The following is a 20764-nucleotide window of genomic DNA, read 5'->3' on the forward strand; positions in this document are numbered from 1 at the left end:
GAGGAATCTTACTCCTCCCTTTTCCTTATCATCAAGCCCCGTTACGGAGGATAAGCGAACATAGGATAACGGGAGGCGGTTGACGGAAACTACAGACGAGGGATACCGCGGCCAGATGACGGAAACGGCCGCGGGGTTGCCCGGCACCAGTGGCGGACCGAAACGGCGGCCCCCGTGGCCGTCCGCTCCATCCCACGCAGGGCCGTATTTTTTACCGGCGGGGCCGGAGCTGGTCGCGGGCCCGGGAGCCGACCCGCGATCCAGCCGGGACCGCTTCCCGGCTCGCTGTTGTGCAATGAAAACGAGAAAATGAACTATGGAAAACCCAATAGTTCAGCAAAAACAGTTTATAGTTAAATAAATACATATATTAACCAATATATCTTATCAGGACCTCCTCTTTCCCCGGCTGCACCCAGGGATTCGAGAGAGGACTAGTCCCCAACTCAAGCGTATGAAAGCACCGTTCTACCTGCTTGTTTGGCTACTGCCTGCCCCTTCAGGGCGGGCGGGGCGTCCCCTCCTGGCGGGCGGCGGGGAAGTGATGGAATTCGTGTCTTCGCCAGGTGCCACTGGCCCGGCGATTAAGTTTCGCTTCCTGCATTTGGCCGGCGCCCGGCTACGCTCATGGCTGGGTCACTGGTAAGCCGCGTGCGGAATGCTGGGGTTGCTGCCGCGGGCAGCCGGGCCCGGTCATCCCCCTAGCCCGGCCCTAGGCCCTGCTCTCTAGAAGCTTTCTGTGTACTTATACCATTCCCAGATGATGACACTATTTCGCTTCGCTTTATTCTGGCTTTACCGGTTTCCGGTCGTCCGCTAAACTCTGTTGCGGGCCGTAACGGGACGCCCCGCGCGCATTTCCGGGGCTTTCCCCGGTCTAACTCCCTTCCCGGCACCGGTTCGGGGCCGGAACGCCAATGCGCTTTCCGCCGCGCTTCCCAGTCCCGCGAGCCCCTGCTCCTTCGTGATTTCCCGGTTCCGCCGCGGTTGCTGAAACCCGGCTCTCGGATTCCGGCCCTGTATAATTCCCACTTTTTACCTTTTATCCTATGATCAACCACTTGTACAAACAGTACACCCTGGGCAGTCCCACGGCCGCCGTAGCGGCCGGCGGCACCCACGCCACCTGGCTCCGGGTGCTGACCGTCGGGTTTCTGCTCTGTCCCCTCCTAACTCAGGCCCAGGCTACCCGCACCATTTCGGGCAAGGTAGTGGACGCCAACGCCGCGGGCCTGCCCGGAGTCACGGTTATCGTGCCCGGCACCAGCACGGGTACCAGCACCGCCGCGGACGGCTCCTTTCAGCTGACCGTGCCCGAGGGTACGACGGCGCTGTCCTTCTCGTCGATTGGCTACGCCACCCAGCAGGTGGCCGTTGCCGGCAAGTCGACGGTGCAGGTGTCCCTGCAGGAGGACTCCCAGAAGCTGAGCGAAGTAGTGGTAACCGGCTACGGCACCACGCGCAAGCAGGACGTAACCGGGGCCGTGGCCGTCATTGGCGAAAAGGAATTCAACAAGGGTACGTTCACGTCGCCGGAACAGCTGATTCAGGGCCGCACCTCCGGGGTGCAGGTGGGCAACAACAGTGGCCAGCCCGGGGGGCCGGCCACGATTCGCATCCGGGGCAACTCGGCCGTGACCGGTAGTGGCCAGCCCCTGTACGTGGTGGACGGCGTGCCGCTCGACGGGCGCTCGGCCCGGCCGGGCCTGGTGGCCGCGGGCGACTTCGGGGCCGGGGCCGACAGCAACCCCCTAAACTTTTTGAACCCCGACGACGTGGAGTCGGTAACGGTGCTCAAAGATGCCTCGGCCACGGCCATCTACGGGGCCCGGGCCGCCTACGGGGTGGTGCTGATCACCACCAAAAAAGGGCGGTCCGGCGCCCCCACCCTCAGCGTCGGCGTGTCCGGGGGCTTCTCCACCCTGCTGCGCCGCCCCGACTTCCTGGATGCCACCCAGTACCGGGAAGCCCTCACGTACTATGGCGTAGCCGCCAGCAACGACAAGGGCGGCGATGTCGACGCCCTGGATGAGATTCTGCGCACGGGCTACCTGCAAAACTACAACGTGGCCGTAAGCGGGGGCGGGGAAACGGGCCGCTACCGCCTCTCGCTGGGCTACCTCGACCAGGATGGCATCGTCGACAAAACGGGCTTTAAGAAGTACAGCGCCAACCTTTCCACCAACCTGCAGTTTCTGGAAAGCAAGAAGCTGGGCCTGGACGTGAACATTGCCACCAGCCAGTTTCGGGAGCAGCTGGCTCCGATTACCACCGACGCGGGCTTCCGGGGCAGTTTGATCGGCCAGGCCCTGCAGTGGAACCCCACCCAGCCCCTGCGCAACCCCGACGGGTCGTTGTTTGTGCAGGCCGGCGACGTGGTGAACCCCCTGGCCAACCAGGAGTTTTACAATGACAATTCCCGGGTCACCACCATTCTGGCCAGCGCCTCGCCCTACTACCGGTTTACGGACTGGCTGGAGTTTCGCAGCCTGATCAGTGTTAACTACAACACGGGTCAGCGGCGCACCTCTATCGACCAGCGCCTGATCAACTTCCCCGATGTGGCTAATAAAGGGTTTGCCAGCATCAGCAACAATGAGCTGGTTACCCAGCAAATTGCCCACACGCTGACTTTTAACAAGCCCGTGGCCACGGACCTGAACCTGAACGCCCTGCTGGGCTACGAGTACACGAGTTTCGCCAACTCCGGCGCCAACGTGAATGCGTTCGGCAATCCGGACGTGGGGGGCTTCGGCATCTTCGGGCTCGACTACACCAACTACATTCAGTACTCGAGCACGGGGGCCCGCCAGGCCTCGTCCTTTGTTGACCCCTCCTCCGAGCTCCAGTCGGTTTTTGGCCGGGCCACCGTGAACTTCAAGGACCGCTACGTGCTGACTGCCACCCTGCGCCGCGACGAAAGCAGCAAGTTCGGGCCCAACAACCGGGTCGGCTACTTTCCCTCGTTTGCCCTGGCCTGGGACCTGAGCCAGGAAGCCTTCTTCCCGGCCGAGACGCTCACCCAGCTGAAGCTGCGGGCCGGCTACGGGCGCACGGGCAACCAGGAGTTTCCGGCGGGCGCGGCGCAGTTCCGCTACAGCCTCGACAACAACGGGGCCCAGTCCCCGCTCAACGATGAGAATGCGGACCTGAAGTGGCAGTCGGACGCTCAGTTCAACGCCGGCCTTGACATCGGGGCCTTCAATAACCGCCTCACGTTTACGGCCGACTACTTCTACAAAACCACGACCGACCTGCTGTTTCCCACCACGCCCGGGGAGCCCCGGCCCTCCAACGCCGCCATCCGCTGGGAAAATCTCGACGGCAAAATCATCAACAAAGGCGTGGAGCTCAGCCTGGGAACCACCCTGGTGAGCAACGAGAAAACCGAGGTCGGCTTCAATGCCAATGCCACCTTTATCCGCAACGAGGTGTCGGACCTGGTGGGGGCCGCCATTCCCACCGGGGCCATCAACGGGCAGGGCTTGTCGGGCGCGCTCTCCCAGAGCATCCGCAACGGCTACCCCATCAACGCCTTTTTCCTGCCCCAGTACAACGGGCTTACCGAACAGGGCCTGTCCAATGAATTCGGGCCGATCGGCTACGCCGGCAGCCCCAACCCCCGCACCCTGCTGGGGCTAAGCGCCAACGCGCGCTACGGCAAGCTCTCCCTGGTCGCCAACATGACCGGGGTCTTCGGCCAGTATATTTACAACAACACGCTCAACGCGGTGGGCAACGTCGGGCAGATTGGCGCGGGCAAAAACATTGCCCTCTCCACGTTTGAAAACCCGATCAAAGAAGCCACCGGCAACCCGTCGGCGGCGTCCACGCGCTACCTGGAAAAGGGCGACTACCTGAAGATGTCCAACCTCACGCTTTCCTACGCCCTGGGCAACATGGGCAGTTTCGTGAAGGGAGCCCGGGTGTACGTGACGGGGCAGAACCTGTTCGTGCTCACCGGCTATGACGGGTTTGACCCGGAAATCAATACCGTGAAGCGGGGCGCCAACCAGGTGCCTTCCGTCGGCATTGACTACCTGCCCTACCCCAGCGCCCGCACCTTCACCTTCGGGGTGAACTTCTCCCTGTAACTGCTAATCCTTTCCCACTATGAGATACCTTAAATTTGCCTGCGCAACTGCCCTGTTAGGTTTGCTGCAGGTAACCAGCAGCTGCGAGCTGAGCGAGTCCCTGGAGGGGCAGCTCACCCAGAACCAGATTCCCAGCGGGGACCCGGCCGCCCTGCTCCAGGGGGTGTACAACTCCCAGCGCGACCCCATCCAGGGACACGTAAGCGTGTTTGCCCTCCAGGAAGTGTCCACCGATGCCCGCATCATGCCCACCCGCGGGCCCGACTGGGATGACAACGGCAAGTGGCGGCAGCTGTTCAACCACACCTGGGACGCCAACAACGAGCGGGTGCGGGAAACCTACACCCAGCTGAACGGCATTATTTACGCCTCCACCGATTTGCTCCGGTTCGCGCCCAACGCCCAGCAGGCGGCCGAAGCCCGGTTTCTGCGGGCCTGGGCCATGTACCTGGTGCTGGACCTCTACGACCAGGTGCTGTACCGGGAACCCGGCGAAAGCCTGAGCGAGGATGCCCGCGTGCGCAAGGGCCCGGAGGCGCTGGACTACATCGTCAGCGAAATCACGGCCATCCAGGGCGCCCTCCCCGAGGGCCCCGCCGGCCGGGCCAACAAGGACGCGGCCCGGGTGCTGCTGATGAAGTGCTACCTTAACAAGGGCGTGTACGCCAACCGCGCGGCTCCGACCTTCGCGGCGGCCGACATGAACCTGGTGGTAGGCCTGGCCGACGAGATCATCAACAGCGGCAAGTACACGTTTACGCCCAACTACTTTGACAACTTCGCGCCCAACAACGGGGCCATCGGCCGGGAAAACATTTTCACCCAGGAAAACACCTACGGCAACAGCGGCCCGGTGCGCGACTTGTGGAAGTTTGTGTCCCACTACAACATGCGCCCCGTGGACGGCTACAACGGCCCGGCGACTACGGCGGAGTTTTACAACCTGTTCGAGGCCGGCGACAAGCGCCGGGGGGTGGCCTACGACGTCAGCGGCGGCCCGGCCAACCCCAGCCGGCGCATCAACGTGGGCTTTCTGATCGGCCAGCAGTACAACCTGGCCACGGATGCCCCGCTGACTACCCGGGGCGGGGCCCCGCTGGTTTTCACCCAGGAGATCAACCTGTTTGAAACCGGGGCCGACCTGGAAGCCAAGGGTATCCGGCCCATCAAATACCCGGTTGACTACGTAAGCGAGGCCCGCGGGGGCAACGGGGCCGAAAACGACCACGTAAGCTTCCGCCTGGCCGACGTGCTGCTGATGAAGGCCGAGGCCATCCTACGGGGGGGCACGGCCACCAGCGCCGGCAGCTACGGGGCGACCCCCCTGGCCATTGTCAACTCCCTGCGCACCCATCCTTCGCGGGGGGCCAGCGCCCTGCCCGCGCTGACCCTGGATATCCTGCTGGATGAGCGGGGCCGGGAGCTCTACAGCGAGTCGTGGCGGCGCCAGGACATGATCCGGTTTGGCAAGTTTCTGCAGGCCCGCAAGGACAAGCCCGTCAGCGAGCCCAAGCGCCTGATCTACCCCATCCCCCAGACCCAGGTGGACGTAAACCCCAACATCACGCAAAATCCGGGTTACTAGCCCCCCGACACTAGCCAAACCGGCCGTTGGTTGCTGCTGCTCGGCAGCGGCCAGCGGCCGGTTTGCTGCTACCTGAATACCCCGCCCCATCGGCTCCTATACCCTAGGTGCTAATTCGTCTCCAACCCCACCCGTACCCCTACTACCCCTGCTCCATGGCCCAACTTACCCCCCAGTTGCTTTGCAATGCCGCCCGAAAACGAAGCGCTGGCGCGGCTGCGCTGGCGCTGGTGCTTCTGACACTGTGGTTTCCAGCACTGGCCCAAACCCCTGACCCGTGGCGCCTGACCGCTGCGCAGGTGGACCCCAGCAACTACTACGGCGTGACGGTGGCCAACGGCATGATCGGCATTGTGTCGTCGCCGGCGCCCTTCCAGGTGAAAAACGTGGTGCTGGCTGGGGCCTACGACCAGTACGGCCGAGGCCGGGTAAGCAACTTTCTCCACAGCTTTAACCTGCTCAACATGTACCTGGAGGTGGACGGGCGGCGGCTCGCCGCTTCGGATGCCAGCCACTTCCGCCAGGAGCTGGACATGCGCCGCGCGGCCCTCACCACCACCTTTGACTACCAGGACAAGGCCACCATCCGCTACACCTACTACGCCCTGCGCCACCTGCCGTTTACCGTGCTGCTGGACGTGGCCATCACGGCTAAAAAAAACCTGGCCCTGACGGCGGCCAGCGTGCTGGAAACCCCGGACGCCCTGCGCGGCGCCCAGAACTACTACAACGAGATTGACCGGCCCCACGTCACGCTCAGCCTGCTCACGTCCTCGGCCCAAAGCCCCACGGGCAAGCTGCAGCTGTGCGCTTCCAACAGCTTTTTGTTTGCCGAGGCCCACGGCCAGGAGCCGCGGGTGATCCACGAGATGTGGGACAACAACATGCACCTGATGAAGTTCAGCAAAAAGCTGCCCGCCGGCCAAACCTACTCCTACGCCGTGGCCGGCTCCTCCATCACCTCGGCCCACCACGCCGACCCGCTGAACGAGGCCGAGCGCCTGACCATCTTTGCCCGCCTCGAGGGCAAGGACCGCTTGCTGGACTTTCACACCAAGGCCTGGGGCGAGCTGTGGCGGAGCGATATCCAGATTGAAGGCGATGCCCAGGCCCAGCAGGACGTGCGCAGCATGCTCTACCACCTGTACAGCTTTTCGCGGGCCGGGACCGACAACTCGCCCTCGCCCATGGGGCTGTCGGGGCTGGGCTACAACGGCCACGTGTTCTGGGACACGGACGTGTGGATGTTTCCGGTGCTGGCGGTCCTGCACCCGGAAATTGCCAAGTCCCTGCTCGAGTACCGCTTCCGGCGGCTGGAGCCGGCCCGGCGCAATGCCTTTGCCCACGGCTACCAGGGGGCCATGTATCCCTGGGAAAGCGCCGATACCGGCGTGGAAGAAACTCCGGTCTGGGCCCTGAGCGGCCCGTTTGAGCACCACATCTCGGCCTGCGTGGCCCTGGCCGCCTGGCAGTACTACGGCGTGACCCAGGACCGGGACTGGCTGCGCGAGAAGGGCTGGCCCATCCTGTCGGCCACGGCCGACTTCTGGGCTAGCCGGGTGGAGCGCAACGGCCCCGGCCGCTACGACATCAAAAATGTGGTGGCCGCCGACGAGTGGGCGGAAAACGTGGACAACGATGCCTTTACCAATGCCGCCGCCCAGGTAAACCTGCGCAATGCCGCAGCCGCCGCCAAGCTGCTGGGCCTAAGGGCCAACCCCGACTGGCTGCACGTGGCCCAGAACATTCCGATTATGAAAATGGCCGACGGCGTTACCCGGGAGCACGCCACCTACCAGGGCGAGGGCATCAAGCAGGGCGACGTCAACCTGCTGGCGTATCCGCTCGGCGTGATTACCGCCCCGGCCCAGATCCGGAAGGACCTGGCCTACTACGAAACCCGCGTGCCCAACGAGGGCACCCCGGCCATGACCCAGGCCATTTTCGCCCTGCTCTACGCCCGCCTCGGCAACTCCGACAAAGCCAAGCTGTGGTTTAAGGATGCCTACGAGCCCAACCTGCTGCCGCCCTTCCGGGTTATTGCCGAAACCAAGGGCGGCACCAACCCCTACTTTGCCACCGGGGCGGGGGGCGTGCTCCAGGCCGTGCTCATGGGCTTCGGGGGGCTGAACATCACCCCCACCGGCATCACCCAAACCAAAACCACCCTGCCCGCGGGCTGGCAGTCCGTCCGGATCACGGGCGTGGGACCCCAGCGAAAAACCTACTCCAACGGCCGCTAAGCCGGGCCCGTCCCGCTGATGCGAACCCCCGGCCCCCCGGGGGGAGTATACCCTTAGCCGGCAAACCTGAACCGGCCCCGACCCTTTACTTTCCTTTCCATGCGCCAGCTTTTTTTTGCCGTCCTCCTGCTGATCGGGGGGGCCGCCACTGCCCAGTCCCTGCCGCCCTCTCCCCGGCAGCTCTACCCCGGTTTGTTTGAAGCCGTGCAGCTGGGGCGCGTGTACCCCGACAACAAAACCTTCGTGGATGCCATCGCCCGGCAGGCGCCGGCCGCCGTGTTGCTGGCCTACCAGCAGCAGAACCAAGCGCCGGGCTTTGACCTGAAGGCCTTCGTGGCCACCCACTTTATTGCGCCGCCCGCCGTGGGGGGAGCGTACCACAGCCGGGTGGAGGAGGGCCTGCGCCGCCATCTGGACACGCTCTGGACCGTGCTGCAGCGCCAGCCCGATACGCTGGCCCGCGGCGCCTCCTCGCTGCTGCCCCTGCCTCACCCCTACATTGTGCCGGGGGGGCGCTTTCGGGAAGTGTACTACTGGGACTCGTACTTTACCATGCTGGGGTTGGCGGAAAGCAAGCGCACGGCCGTCATCCGCAACATGGTCGATAACTTTGCCTACCTGCTGGACACCTACGGCTTTATCCCCAATGGCAACCGCACCTACTATCTTACCCGCTCCCAGCCCCCGTTTTTTGCCCGCATGGTAGACCTGCTGGCCCAGCAGGAAGGCGACCCGCAGGCCGTGCTGCGCTACCAGCCCCACCTGTTGCGCGAGTACGCCTACTGGATGGCCGGGGCCGAGGGCTTGCAGCCGGGGCAGGCCCGGGACCGGGTGGTGCGCCTGCCTCGGGGCGAGCTGCTGAACCGCTACTACGACAGCAGCGACCAGCCCCGGGAGGAATCCTTTGCCGAGGACGTGGCCGCGGCCAAGCTCAGCTCCCAGCCCCCGGCCCAGTTCTACCGCAACGTACGCGCGGCGGCGGCCTCGGGCTGGGACTTCAGCACCCGCTGGTTCGGGCCCGATGGCAAGCTGGGCAGCATTCAAACTATCGACATCATTCCAGTTGATCTGAACTGCCTGCTGTATTACCTGGAAACGTCGCTGGCCAGCACCTACCGGCTTCAGGGCAATCCCTCCCAGGCCAGCGCCTACCTGGCCAAGGCCCAACGCCGCAAGGACGCCATTCTGGCTTACTGCTGGGATGCCAAAAACGAGTGGTTTGTGGATTACAACTTCCGGCAGCAGCTGCGCTCACCCCAGCGGACGCTGGCGGGCGTGTTTCCCCTGGAGTTCGGCATTGCCACCCCGGCCCAGGCCCGGCGCGTCGCCAAGGGCCTGCAGCGGGACTTTCTGCAGCCCGGGGGCCTGGTAACCACCCGCCAAGGCGGGGGGCAGCAGTGGGATTCGCCCAACGCCTGGGCCCCGCTGCAGTACCTGGCCATCAGTGGGCTGGAGCGCTACCAGCAGGATGCGCTGGCCCGCACCGTGGCCACGCGGTGGATCCAGCTAAACCAGGACGTGTTTCAGCAGACCGGCAAGCTTATGGAAAAGTACAACGTGGTGAACCCCAAGGCCAAAGCCGGAGGCGGAGAGTACCCCCTCCAGGATGGCTTCGGCTGGACCAACGGGGTGCTGCTTAAGCTTATGAACAAGTACACGCCGGAAAAAGCGCTATAAAGCTGGTGTCCCAGCCGCTGGCCGCATTGCCGCGCTCCGGATGGCACGGGTGGCTTACTCTAGTAGCAGTTCGGAAGGCCGGGCTACTGACACCTATACGGCTACCGCCCGCTTGCCATGACGGCGGCGCCCCCTTCATTCTGCCTTTCCGGGTCGGACATGGGGGCGCCGCCGTGCTTACATGGACAATAGGGCGCGCCGGGCCACGTCCACCTCCTCGAAGCCGACCACCGCCCCGCCCGCGATACGGCGCACCACTTCCTCCGTCGAGCGCCGCCCAAAGAATTCGGCCGCGTACACGATGGCGTGCGCCTGCAGGCCAGCGCGCTGGGCGCGTGGATACCAGTCCTGACTAACCCACTCCGCTGCCTCAATCCAGATGCCCTCTATGGCGCGGTGATTGTCCAGCAGCCGGTGGCAGAATTCGTGTTGCAGCGTAAGCAATATCTGTTCGTAGCCGGCCTGAATCGTGCTGCCCGTCTGCTCCCGTCCCCAGATAGCGTGCAGGTAGTTGGCCAGCACATCGTACTCCAACACCAGGTGATCCGAGGAAAAGACAATACGGTGGTGCATAAGGCAAACGGCAAGGCGTAAATAGATTCATCCCTCCCGGCCCAACCCGGCAGCAGGCCCTTAAAGTACGCAATAGCGCCGCAAACAGCAGAACGTCCTCTGCACCCCGGCCGGAGGCCCCGCTTTGCTGCGCTGTTCACTCGGCGGCTGGCAACCCCTTTGGGAAGGCAAGCGGATTCCTTTCCGCCCGATGTTTTCTGGTTTGCGGCGAAAGTTCAGCTATTCCCGTACACGCCAGTGCCGGGGCCGCCGGGCCGCGGCCCGGCTTGGCTTGCACCCCCCGGCCCTCCCCCCACCGCCTGGGCGCGGTAGGTTGGCTCCGCCCCCGCCCGCAGTTTTCGCCGCTGCTTTCCTGGCCCCCGTTATTTTCTGGCGCTTTCTGCGCTGCTATGTCAACTTCCCCCGTCGGTTCTTCCGACTCCCTTCCCGCGGCTTCCGCCGCCTCAGTTTCCGCTACCCCGGCCGACCTGCAACACCAACTGCAGGTGCTGCAGGCCCGCAACCAGGATCTGGAACTGCAGGTGCGGGCTAGCGCCCAGCTGGCGGCGGCCGCCCAAACCGAATCCAGCCACCAGCGCGCCAGCCTGGAGCGCTTCCTGAGCCGGACCAAGGCCGCCGTGTGCATCCTGCGGGGAGCCACGCACCAGCTCGACTACGGCAACCCCGCCTTTCATCAGCTGTTTCCGGACCACCTCATGCCCCGGGGCCGGACCGTGGCCGCCTGGCACCCCGATGCGGTAGCCCTGGGCCTGGTCGCCACGCTCGACGAGGTGTACCGCTCCGGCATTTCCCATTTTGGGGTGGAAACGCCGTTGGCCATTGCCCCGGCCGCGGGCCAGGCCGCGCGGACCCGGTACTTCACGTTTTCCTGCGATGCCTACCAGGAGGAGGGCTGCACCGTGGGCGTCTCCCTTTTTGCCTACGACGTAACCGAGGCCGTGCTGGCCCGGCACCTGAATGAAACCCTGCAGGCCGACGCGCTGGCTTCCACCCAGCGGCAGCTGCACGAGCGCGAAGCCTTTCATCAGGTCCTGGAGCAAACGCCCGCCCTGCTTACCCTGCTGCGGGGGGCCGACCACCGCTTTGAGTATTGCAACGCGGCCCAGGAGCGGATATTTCCCGGCCGCCAGCGCCGGGGATATCCCCTGGCCGAGGTTATGCCCGACGCGGCCACGCCCGCCTTCGTGGCCCTGCTCGACCGGGTGTACGCCACGGGGGAGCCCCAGGTGGGAGTGGAAGTGCCCGCCGACCTGGCTCCGGCCCCCGGCCAGCCGGCCAGGCGCCAGTACTTTACGTTCACCTACCACCGGTTTGAGGAAGCCGGCCAGCCGGCCGGCATCTCCGTCTTTGGCACCGACGTCACGGAGCAGGTGCTGGCCCGCCAGCAGCTGGCCCAGGCCAACGCGGAGCTGACGGCTGCCAACCAGCTGCTGCTGCGCACCAACGCCGACCTGGATACATTTATTTACACGGCCTCCCACGACCTGAAAACCCCCATCAGCAACCTGGAAGGCCTGCTGCACGCGCTGCAGGAAGAGTTGCCCGCCCCCGTAAAGCGGGCGGCCGGGGTGCACCCCTTGCTGGAACGCATGCAGCACGCCGTCGACCGCTTTCAGCTTACCATTAGCCAGCTCACCGACGTGTCCCGCCTGCAGCGGGTCCAGGCCCAGCCGGCTGAAACCGTGGAGCTGGCTTCTCTGATCGACGATATCCGCCTGGACCTGGCTTCCTTGCTGGCGGCCAGCGCCGCCCGCCTCACGGTGGAGATCACGGCCTGCCCCCGGATTCGCTTTGCCCCGAAGAATCTGCGCTGCATCGTGTACAATCTGCTCAGCAACGCCATTAAGTACCAGCGGCCCGACCTGCCGCCCGTCGTGCAGCTGCGCTGCCGCAGCACCGCGACCGCCATCGTGCTGGAGGTGCAGGACAACGGCCTGGGCCTTAGTGCAGACCAGCAGGGCAAGCTGTTTGGCATGTTTCACCGCCTGCACGACCACGTGGAAGGGTCCGGCATTGGCCTGTACATGGTCAAGCGCCTGGCCGAAAACGCCGGGGGCACCATTGCGGTGCTAAGCCAGCCGGGCGTGGGCTCAACTTTCACGATTACCCTGCCCACCGCGCCGCTAGCCGGGACCTGAGCAGAAGCGGGCCGCGGCAATCCGACCACCGCTAATGTTTTCTAATACCGTTGTAATACGGTTTTAATGTCCCCGGCCCAGCTTTGTTGCGGAAGCCGCACGGCCGTACCACGCGGTTCGGATTTCGCTGCCGGCCCCGGGTGCTTACTTTTTCCCCGGTACCACCCGCACTGGCTCCAGGGCCAGCGCTTTTCTCCTGGCCGCGCAGCGGGCGGCGTACTTTTTCTTTCTTTTTCTCCGATGAAGATTCTGTGTTGGCTACCGGCGCGGCTCCCGGCCGGGGGCGCGCCCACCCGGCGGCTCCGTCTAGAAGCGATGGGGTGGCTGCTGCTACCGGTCGGGGCCCTGCTGGCCCCGACCGGGGCCGGGGCCCAAAGTCCCGCCCCCGCGGCCTCCTACGTGCTGCCGGCGTCCCGGCTTACGCTGCGGGCCGCGCTGATCATGGCCGAGCAGGTGCGGGCCGCCGCCGCCACGCTCCACCAGCAGGTTTCGGTTGCCGTCGTGGATGCCGGGGGGCAAACCATCCTGCTCGCCCAGGGCGACGGGGTCGGCCCGCACAACACCGAAGCCGCCCGCCGCAAGGCCTTTACCGCGTTGTCCACCAAAACGACCACCCTGCAGCTGGGCCGCCGCGCCCGTCGGAGCCCCGACACGGAAAACCTCCGCAGCCTGCCCGAGTTACTGTTACTGGGTGGGGGGCGCCCCCTGCTCTACCAGGGGCAGGTAATCGGCGCCGTGGGAGTAGCCGGGGGCGGCGGCCCGGAAAACGACGATGAGCTGGCCCGCGCGGCGGCCCTGCCGGAAGCCGGCCTTAGCCTGCCCTAGGTCAGCTTCCTGCCGGGCCCAATCTCCCCCCCCAACCGCTTTTTTACTTTTACTTGCTGCTCTTGTGAAAACCCTTCTTGTTTGCCTGCTTGGGTTGCTGCCCCTGCTGGGCCTGGCCCAATCCCCGCCCGCCTACCAGCTCAGTACCCACATTCTGGATATCAGTGCCGGGGCCCCCGCCCCGGGGGTGACCGTGCGGTTGGAAAAGTACGATGCCGCCCAAAAAGCCTGGCGCCCGGTGGCCGAAAAGAAAACCGATGCAGCGGGTCGCATCGGCGACTTTCTGCCCCGCGCCGGGGCCCCCGCCGGGCACCCCGGCCTCTACAAGCTCACATTCCTGACCCAGCCCTACTTCGCCGCCCGGCAGCTGGCCTCATTTTACCCCTACATCGACGTGGTATTTGAGCTCAAGGACGGCGCCCACTACCACGTGCCCATCACCCTCTCGGCCTACGGCTACTCCACTTACCGCGGCAGCTGAGGTGTCCTCCTTCCCGGCCCCGGCCGGGCCTAAACCTTGGCGGTCGGGGCGGGCATTCCGCGCCGGGGTAGTAGCTTGCGGCGGCCGGGCCGCCCCTTGGCTTGGCGGGCCCGTTGTTTTTAGTTGCGCGCATGAAAATTCTGCTGGTTGAGGATGAGCCCCAGGTGGCCTCGTTTATCAAGAAAGGCTTCGAGCACGAAGGCTACGAGCTGACCATTGCCTACGACGGCCGCACGGGCTGGTCCCTGTACGGGCAGCAGCCCTACGACCTGGTGATTCTGGACGTGAACCTGCCCTACCTCAACGGCGTGGAGCTCTGCCGCCTGATCCGGGCGGAGCGCCGCCGCGTGCCGGTGCTGCTGCTCACGGCGCTCGACAGCCTGGCCGACAAGGAAGCGGGCTTTGAGGCCGGGGCCGACGACTACCTGGCCAAGCCCTTTGCCTTCCGGGAGCTGCTGCTGCGGGCCCGCGCCCTGACCACGCGCTACGCCGAAACCGGCACGCCCCAGCTGCTGCGCCTGGCCGACCTGGAGCTGAACCTGGACGCGAAAACCGTTTCCCGCGCCGGCCAGCGCATCGACCTGACTACCCGCGAGTACTCGCTGCTGGAGCACCTGCTGCTGAATCAGGGGCGCATCGTCTCGCGGGTGGATATTGCCGAGCGGGTCTGGGAGCTGGATTTCGACACCACCACTAACGTTATCGACGTGTACGTCAGCTACCTGCGCAAGAAAGTCGACCGCGGGTTTTCCCCCAAGCTGATTCATACGGTGGTGGGCATGGGCTACGTCATGCGCGAGCAGTAACCCCCGGCGACGCCCCATGTTGATCCGCAATAAGCTGATGCTGCGCTTTACGCTCCTGGTGCTGGGCATCCAGGTCGGCTTTTCCGCCTTTATCTACTACTTCAACGCCTCCATGCGGGCCCAGCGCTTTGAGCTGCGCCTGGGCAACAGCGGTTTGCTGGCCGGGCGCCTGCTGGTGCGCACCCACAAGCTGGAAACGGGCATGCTCGGCAGCCTGCGGCGCGGGGACCTGCTGACCCTGCCCCGGGAGGAAATCAGTATCTACGCCCCCGATAACACGCTGCGCTACAGCAGCGCCGACCACATCGACCAGCAAGTAAACCGCGCCCGGCTCCCGGGCCTGCAGCCGGGCCGCATGGCGGTGTACCCGGCCGTGGGGCACCGCGAGTCCATCGGGCTGGTGTACGCCCAGCAGCCCGGGGGGGCGCTTTACCGCATTTTTGTGTCGGCCGAGGACCGGGTGGGCTGGGCCCAGCTGCGGCAGCTGGGGCTGCTGCTGGCCCTGGGCAACGTGGGGGCGCTGGTGCTCACCATCCTGGCCGGGTGGTTTTTTGCCGGCTCGGCCCTGCAGCCGGTGGCGCGCATCACCCGGCAGGCGGGGCGGATTTCGGCCACCAACCTGGGCCGCCGCCTGTCCGAAGGCAACGGGCGCGACGAACTGGCCCAGCTGGCCCAGGCCTTTAACACCATGCTGGCCGGCCTGGAGCAGGCCTTTGAGGGCCAGAAAAGCTTTCTGGCCCACGCCTCCCACGAGCTGCGCACCCCGCTCACGACCCTTACCGGCACCCTGGAAACGGCCCTGGAGTACGACGCCACCCTGCCCGAAGCCCGCCAAAGCCTGGTTCAGAGCCTAGCGGCGGCCCGCCACCTGAGCGCCCTTACCAACGGGCTGCTGAACCTGGCCAAGGCCGACGGCGCCTTGCCCGCCTTTGCTCCCGTGCGGCTGGACGAGTGCCTAAACCAGGCCCTGGAAGTGGCCCGCGCCCAGTACCCCGGCCGCGAATGGCGCCTTACCTTCGGGGACTTTCCTACAGAAACCGACGGCGACCTGTTCACGCTGCCCGGCAACGCGGAGCTGCTGCTGACGGCCCTGCTCAACCTGCTCGACAACGCCGGCAAATATTCCAGCGGGCCCGTGCGCACGGAGCTGGCCTACGCCGGCACCGCCACCCTGCGCGTGCGCATCACGGATGCCGGCCCGGGCCTGGCGCCCGAGGAGCTGCGCCTGATCTACGAGCCCCTGTACCGGGCCTCGGGCGCGCTGGGCCGCCCCGGCTACGGCCTGGGTTTGCCCCTAACCCAGCGCGTGGTGCAGCGCCACGGCGGGCGCCTGGAAATCACCTCCGCCCCCGGCCAGGGCACGACGGCCACGCTCCTGCTGCCGGCGGCCCCCCTGTAAGTCCGTCCCCGCTACCCGCCCCCGGCAAAGCGCAGACCGCCTTCCCCACCCCCCGGTATCCGGGCGGGGAAGGCGGTTTTCATGTTTTCTAATGCCGTTCTCATCTCGTTCTAATGCCGGCGCGCCTCCTTTGTGGCATGTTTCCTTTGGCCCTGCCGCCGTCCCGCTGATGACTTCTGCCTCTCCCCCGCCGACCAATCTGCTGGCCCTACTGCTGGGCGGGGCCCTGCTGCTGTCGTTGGGCCTGAACGGGGTGCTGCTGAGCTCCCGGCCCGAAGCCTGGCCCGCGGACGACGACGAACTGGCCGCCACCACCGCCGACCTGCACCTGACGCAGCGCCTGCTGGCCCAGTGCCAGCAGCAGCGCCTGCAGCAGGATAGCCTGCTGGTGCGGCGCGGGGGCGGGCCGGCCCTGGCCGAACAACAAGCCGCTTTTTCAACCTCTAAATGAGCTCGATACTTTTGACACCGCGCATGGATTCAGTACGGAAAACCCCGGGGGCGCTGCGGCGCCGCGGGCCGTGGGGTAGCACCCTGCTGGCCCTGGTGCTGGCCACGGGAATCAGCGGCTGCTCGGCCGATGGCAAAAACCCGGCCCAGCCCCCGGCCCCGGCCGAGCTGCCCGTCGTAACCCTGCGCCCCAGCGAGCAGGAGCTTTTTCACGACTACGTAGCCGATGTGCAGGCCGTGCGCAACGTGGAAGTGCGGGCCCAGGTCGCGGGCTTCCTGGAGCACATTTACGTGGACGAGGGGCGGCCCGTCCGCCAGGGCCAGCCCCTGTTCCGGCTGCGGGCCAGCGTCTACCAAAACCAGCTGCGCCAGGCCCAGGCCGCCGTGGCCAGCGCCCAGGCCCAGGCTCAGGCGGCCCGCGTGGAGCAGGAGCGGGTGCAGCTGCTGGTCGCCAAAAGCATTATTGCCCCCACGGAGCTGGCCCTGGCCACCAGCAAGGTGCGGGACGCCGACGCCCGGGTAGCCGACGCCCGCGCCGGGGAGGCCGCTGCCCGCCTGCGCTTAAGCTATACGCTGGTGCGGGCTCCCTTTGACGGCATCATCGACCGCATCCCCCTGAAGAAGGGCAGTGTGGTGGAGGAAGGCACCCTGCTTACTACCGTGTCGGATCTGCACGAGGTGTACGCCTACTTCAACGTGGGCGAAAGCGAATACCTGCAGTACGTCAAGGCCCGGCAGCGCCACCCCACCCACCACTCCGACTCCGTGCAGCTGACGCTGGCGGACGGCACGGTGTACCCGTCGGCGGGCCGGATTGAAACCACGGAAAGCGAGTTTAACCCCAACACCGGCTCGCTGGCCTTCCGGGCGCGCTTCCCCAACCCCCAGCGCCTGCTCAAGCACGGGGCTTCGGGCCGGATCCGGCTGACTACGACCCTGCCCGCGGCCCTGCTGCTGCCGCAAAAGGCGGTCTTCGAGATTCAGGACCAGAACTACGTGTACGTGGTCGACTCCACCGGGGCGGTGCACCAGCGCAACTTCAAGCCCCGGGCCCGCACCGGGGACTTCTACGTGGTGAAGGACGGCCTGCAGGCCGGGGAGCGGGTGGTATACGAGGGCGTGGCGGGCCTGAAAGACGGGCAGCGCATCCACCCCCGCCCCGTTGTGCTCAGCGCGGGCCCGGCCGCCCCGTAGGCCGGCTCCCAGACCCCGCGCGCTCGCTTTCCCAACCTTTCACCTCCCCCGGCCGCCCCCGCTGCGGGGCGCCCTTCCCGTGCCCATGTTCCATATCTTTATTCGCCGGCCCATTCTCTCGCTGGTTATTTCGGTGTTTCTGGTGCTGCTGGGCGCGCTGGCCCTGTTCACCCTGCCCATCACGCAGTTTCCCGACATTGTGCCGCCCTCGGTGACCGTGACGGCCAAGTACACCGGCGCCAACGCCGAGGTGTGCGCCAAGGCCGTGGCCACCCCGCTGGAGCGCGCCATCAACGGCGTGCCGGGCATGACGTACATGAACTCGGTGAGCTCCAACAACGGCGTGACGCTGATCACCGTCTTCTTCAAGGTGGGCACCGACCCGGACCTGGCCGCCGTGGGCGTGCAGAACCGCGTGACCACCATTCTCGACGAGCTGCCCGAAGAAGTGATCAAGGCCGGCGTAACCACGGAGAAGGAAGTGAACTCCATGCTGCTTTACCTCAACATCACTAGTGAGGATAAGGCCGCGGGCGAGAAGTTTATTTACAACTTCGCCGACATCAACGTGCTCCAGGAGCTTAAGCGCATCGACGGCGTGGGCTTCGCCGAAATCATGGGCTCGCGCGAGTACTCCATGCGGGTGTGGCTCAAGCCCGACCGCCTGGCGGCCTACGACGTGGGCACCGAGGAAATCGTGCAGGCCATCCGGGACCAGAACGTGGAGGCGGCCCCCGGCAAATCGGGCGAAAGCTCGGGCGCCGACCGCACCCACCCCCTGCAGTACGTGCTGCGCTACACCGGCAAGCTGTTCGAGCCCGAGCAGTACCGCAACCTGGTGGTGCGGGCCAACGCCGATGGCTCGGTGCTGCGCCTGCGCGAGGTGGCCGACGTGGAGTTCGGCTCGCTTACCTACGGCATGTCCTCCAAGGAAGACGGCCGGCCCTCGGCCGCCATCATGCTCAAGCAGCGCCCCGGCTCCAACGCCTCCGAGGTGATTGCTAACGTGAAAACGCGCATGGCCGAGCTGCAGGCCACCAGCTTCCCGCCCGGCATGAAGTACAGCATCGCCTACGACGTGTCGCGCTTCCTGGACGCGAGCATTCACGAGGTGCTGCGCACGCTGGTCGAGGCGTTTTTGCTGGTGTTCGTCATCGTGTACCTGTTTTTGCAGGACTGGCGCTCGACGCTGATTCCGGCCCTGGCCGTGCCGGTGGCCCTGGTGGGGACCCTGTTTTTCATGCAGGTGCTGGGTTTTTCCATCAACCTGCTCACGCTCTTCGCCCTGGTGCTGGCCATCGGCATCGTGGTCGACAACGCCATCGTGGTGGTAGAGGCCGTGCACGCCAAGATGCAGGAAAAGCACTTACCGGCCCGGGCGGCCACCTTCGAGGCCATGGATGAAATCAGCTCCTCGCTGGTGGCCATCACGCTGGTTATGTCGGCCGTGTTTATCCCGGTGTCCTTTATGGACGGGCCGGTGGGGGTATTCTACCGGCAGTTTTCGCTGACGCTGGCCATCGCCATCGTGATTTCGGGCATCAACGCCGTGACCCTGACGCCGGCCCTGTGCGCCCTGCTGCTCAAGCACGAGGCGGGCGCGGAGCCCAAGGGCCTGCTGGGCCGTTTCTTTGCCGGCTTTAACCGCCGCTATGAGGCGCTAGCCGGCCGCTACCAGAAGCTGCTCTCGGCCGTGGCCGGGCGGCGGCTGGTGACGCTCGTGGTGCTGGCGGGCTTCTGCGTGGCCACCTGGGGCGTGAGCCGCGTGCTGCCCGCGGGCTTTATCCCGACCGAGGACCAGGGCATGGTCTACATCAACGTGACCACGCCGGCCGGCGCCACCGTGGAGCGCACCGAGGCCGTGCTGGCCCAGGTGCAGCGCATCGCCCAGCAGCTCAAGCCCGTGGAGTCGGTCTCGACCCTGGCCGGCTACAGCCTCGTCAACGAGGTGGCGGGCTCCAGCTACGGCATGGGCATGATTAACCTCAAGCCCTGGGATCAGCGCCAGCAGTCGGTGCCCGAGTTCATTGCCGAGCTCGAGGAGAAAACCAAGAACATCGCCGACGCGGACATCCAGTTTCTGCCCCCGCCCACGGTGCCGGGCTTCGGCAACAGCAGCGGCTTTGAGCTGCGCCTGCTCGACAAGTCAGGCACAGGCAACCTGCAGCAAACGGCGGAGGTAGCGCAGACCTTCCTGGCGGCCCTGCGCCAGGACCCGGCCATCGGCGGGGCCTTCACCAGCTTCGACCCCAACTTCCCCCAGTACCTGATCCACGTCGACCAGGACATGGCCGCCAAGAAGGGCGTAACCATCGAGCGGGCCATGAGCACGCTGCAGACGCTGATGGGCAGCTACTACGCCTCCAACTTCATTCGTTTCGGGCAGATGTACAAGGTCATGGTGCAGGCCGGCCCCGAGTACCGCGGGCGCCCCGACGACCTGCTGGCCCTGCACGTGAAAAATGACCGGGGCGAGATGGTGCCCTTCTCCACCTTCGTGAAGCTGGAGCGCGTGTTCGGCCCCGACCAGCTCACGCGCTACAACATGTATACCTCGGCCCTACTCAGCGGCGACGCCGCCCCTGGCTACTCCTCCGGCGACGCTATCCAGGCCATTGAACGCGTGGCGGCCCAGCAGCTGCCCCGCGGCTACGACTACGAGTGGAGTGGCATGACCCGCGAGCAGATCCTGAGCGGGGACCAGGCCCTGTACGTGTTCGGCGTGGTGCTGCTCTTCGTGTACCTGCTGCTGGCGGCCCAGTACGAAAGCCTGCTGCTGCCGTTGCCCGTGCTGCTGAGCTTGCCCACGGGCATCTTCGGGGCCTTTCTCAGCCTTAAGCTGCTGGGCCTGGAAAACAACATCTACGCCCAGGTGGCCCTGGTCATGCTGGTGGGTTTGCTGGGCAAAAACGCCATCCTCATCATCGAGTTTGCCGAGCAGCGCCGCCGGGCCGGGGCTACGGTGCTGGCCGCGGCCGTGGAAGGAGCCGTGTCGCGCCTGCGGCCCATCCTGATGACTTCGTTCGCCTTTATCGCGGGCCTGCTGCCGCTGGTGATGGCCAGCGGGGCTGGGGCCCTGGGTAACCGCTCCATTGGCACGGCGGCGGCCGGCGGCATGCTCGTCGGCACCCTGTTCGGTATGGTGCTCATCCCGGGGTTGTACGTGCTCTTTGCCTCGCTTGAGAAAGTGAAAAACCTGGCGGAGGATAAACCAGCCGAAGTGGAGGTCGGGCGGGAAGCAGAGCTCGTGGCGCATTAGGCTAGCGCCTGATTGCCACCGTCGCCCGCTTATCCATCAC

General features: G+C 65.7%; 13 protein-coding genes. 12 read left to right on the plus strand and 1 reads right to left on the minus strand.

What is annotated here, in order from left to right; all coding sequences use genetic code 11:
• Positions 1-1049 precede the first annotated feature (1049 nt).
• The 4 genes from ACYVGU_RS19775 (at position 1050) to treF (ending at position 9599) form a co-directional block, all read left to right on the plus strand.
• Complete coding sequence (locus tag ACYVGU_RS19775) at positions 1050-4094, plus strand: SusC/RagA family TonB-linked outer membrane protein (protein ID WP_460623509.1); 3045 nt, start codon at positions 1050-1052, stop codon at positions 4092-4094.
• Positions 4095-4113: 19 nt separating this feature from the next.
• A complete protein-coding gene (locus ACYVGU_RS19780) occupies positions 4114-5679 on the plus strand; it encodes a RagB/SusD family nutrient uptake outer membrane protein (protein ID WP_460623511.1) in 1566 nt (521 codons plus the stop codon).
• 155 nt (positions 5680-5834) lie between these two features.
• Positions 5835-7922: a glycoside hydrolase family 65 protein gene (locus ACYVGU_RS19785; RefSeq protein WP_460623513.1), complete on the plus strand. Its 2088-nt coding sequence runs from the start codon at positions 5835-5837 to the stop codon at positions 7920-7922.
• Between the two features lie 99 nt (positions 7923-8021).
• Positions 8022-9599 (plus strand): alpha,alpha-trehalase TreF, encoded by a 1578-nt coding sequence (gene treF, locus ACYVGU_RS19790; protein WP_460623514.1) that lies wholly within the window; start codon positions 8022-8024, stop codon positions 9597-9599.
• A gap of 177 nt (positions 9600-9776) precedes the next feature.
• Here treF and ACYVGU_RS19795 read toward each other — a convergent pair whose 3' ends face one another.
• Complete coding sequence (locus tag ACYVGU_RS19795; RefSeq protein WP_460623515.1) at positions 9777-10136, minus strand: hypothetical protein; 360 nt, start codon at positions 10134-10136, stop codon at positions 9777-9779.
• 425 nt (positions 10137-10561) lie between these two features.
• Between ACYVGU_RS19795 and ACYVGU_RS19800 the strand changes: the two genes are divergently transcribed.
• The 8 genes from ACYVGU_RS19800 to ACYVGU_RS19835 all read left to right on the plus strand — a co-directional run bounded on the left by ACYVGU_RS19800 (position 10562) and on the right by ACYVGU_RS19835 (position 20724).
• Positions 10562-12310, plus strand: coding sequence for a sensor histidine kinase (locus ACYVGU_RS19800; RefSeq protein ID WP_460623517.1), 1749 nt, complete (start codon positions 10562-10564; stop codon positions 12308-12310).
• Positions 12311-12550: 240 nt separating this feature from the next.
• Positions 12551-13135, plus strand: coding sequence for a heme-binding protein (locus ACYVGU_RS19805; protein ID WP_460623518.1), 585 nt, complete (start codon positions 12551-12553; stop codon positions 13133-13135).
• A gap of 64 nt (positions 13136-13199) precedes the next feature.
• Positions 13200-13616 carry a hydroxyisourate hydrolase gene (gene uraH, locus ACYVGU_RS19810; protein WP_460615344.1) on the plus strand — a complete coding sequence of 139 codons (417 nt, stop codon included), beginning with the start codon at positions 13200-13202 and terminating at the stop codon, positions 13614-13616.
• Between the two features lie 131 nt (positions 13617-13747).
• On the plus strand, positions 13748-14422 hold the full coding sequence (locus ACYVGU_RS19815; protein ID WP_460623519.1) for a response regulator transcription factor: 675 nt from the start codon (positions 13748-13750) through the stop codon (positions 14420-14422).
• A 16-nt stretch (positions 14423-14438) separates the two neighbouring features.
• Positions 14439-15821 (plus strand): HAMP domain-containing sensor histidine kinase, encoded by a 1383-nt coding sequence (locus ACYVGU_RS19820; protein ID WP_460623520.1) that lies wholly within the window; start codon positions 14439-14441, stop codon positions 15819-15821.
• A gap of 169 nt (positions 15822-15990) precedes the next feature.
• Positions 15991-16272 (plus strand): hypothetical protein, encoded by a 282-nt coding sequence (locus tag ACYVGU_RS19825; RefSeq protein ID WP_460623521.1) that lies wholly within the window; start codon positions 15991-15993, stop codon positions 16270-16272.
• Positions 16273-16295: 23 nt separating this feature from the next.
• Positions 16296-17465: an efflux RND transporter periplasmic adaptor subunit gene (locus tag ACYVGU_RS19830; RefSeq protein ID WP_460623523.1), complete on the plus strand. Its 1170-nt coding sequence runs from the start codon at positions 16296-16298 to the stop codon at positions 17463-17465.
• A gap of 85 nt (positions 17466-17550) precedes the next feature.
• Positions 17551-20724 carry an efflux RND transporter permease subunit gene (locus tag ACYVGU_RS19835; protein ID WP_460623524.1) on the plus strand — a complete coding sequence of 1058 codons (3174 nt, stop codon included), beginning with the start codon at positions 17551-17553 and terminating at the stop codon, positions 20722-20724.
• Positions 20725-20764: the final 40 nt, after the last annotated feature.

This window comes from Hymenobacter tenuis (genome assembly GCF_054780495.1).

What these genes read in the sequence shown, in the direction of transcription:
- ACYVGU_RS19775 (WP_460623509.1), top strand. Translation starts at nt 1,050, where the DNA reads ATGATCAACCACTTGTACAAACAGTACACCCTGGGCAGTCCCACGGCC.
- ACYVGU_RS19780 (WP_460623511.1), top strand. Translation starts at nt 4,114, where the DNA reads ATGAGATACCTTAAATTTGCCTGCGCAACTGCCCTGTTAGGTTTGCTG.
- ACYVGU_RS19785 (WP_460623513.1), top strand. Translation starts at nt 5,835, where the DNA reads ATGGCCCAACTTACCCCCCAGTTGCTTTGCAATGCCGCCCGAAAACGA.
- treF (WP_460623514.1), top strand. Translation starts at nt 8,022, where the DNA reads ATGCGCCAGCTTTTTTTTGCCGTCCTCCTGCTGATCGGGGGGGCCGCC.
- ACYVGU_RS19800 (WP_460623517.1), top strand. Translation starts at nt 10,562, where the DNA reads ATGTCAACTTCCCCCGTCGGTTCTTCCGACTCCCTTCCCGCGGCTTCC.
- ACYVGU_RS19805 (WP_460623518.1), top strand. Translation starts at nt 12,551, where the DNA reads ATGAAGATTCTGTGTTGGCTACCGGCGCGGCTCCCGGCCGGGGGCGCG.
- ACYVGU_RS19815 (WP_460623519.1), top strand. Translation starts at nt 13,748, where the DNA reads ATGAAAATTCTGCTGGTTGAGGATGAGCCCCAGGTGGCCTCGTTTATC.
- ACYVGU_RS19820 (WP_460623520.1), top strand. Translation starts at nt 14,439, where the DNA reads ATGTTGATCCGCAATAAGCTGATGCTGCGCTTTACGCTCCTGGTGCTG.
- ACYVGU_RS19825 (WP_460623521.1), top strand. Translation starts at nt 15,991, where the DNA reads ATGACTTCTGCCTCTCCCCCGCCGACCAATCTGCTGGCCCTACTGCTG.
- ACYVGU_RS19830 (WP_460623523.1), top strand. Translation starts at nt 16,296, where the DNA reads ATGGATTCAGTACGGAAAACCCCGGGGGCGCTGCGGCGCCGCGGGCCG.
- ACYVGU_RS19835 (WP_460623524.1), top strand. Translation starts at nt 17,551, where the DNA reads ATGTTCCATATCTTTATTCGCCGGCCCATTCTCTCGCTGGTTATTTCG.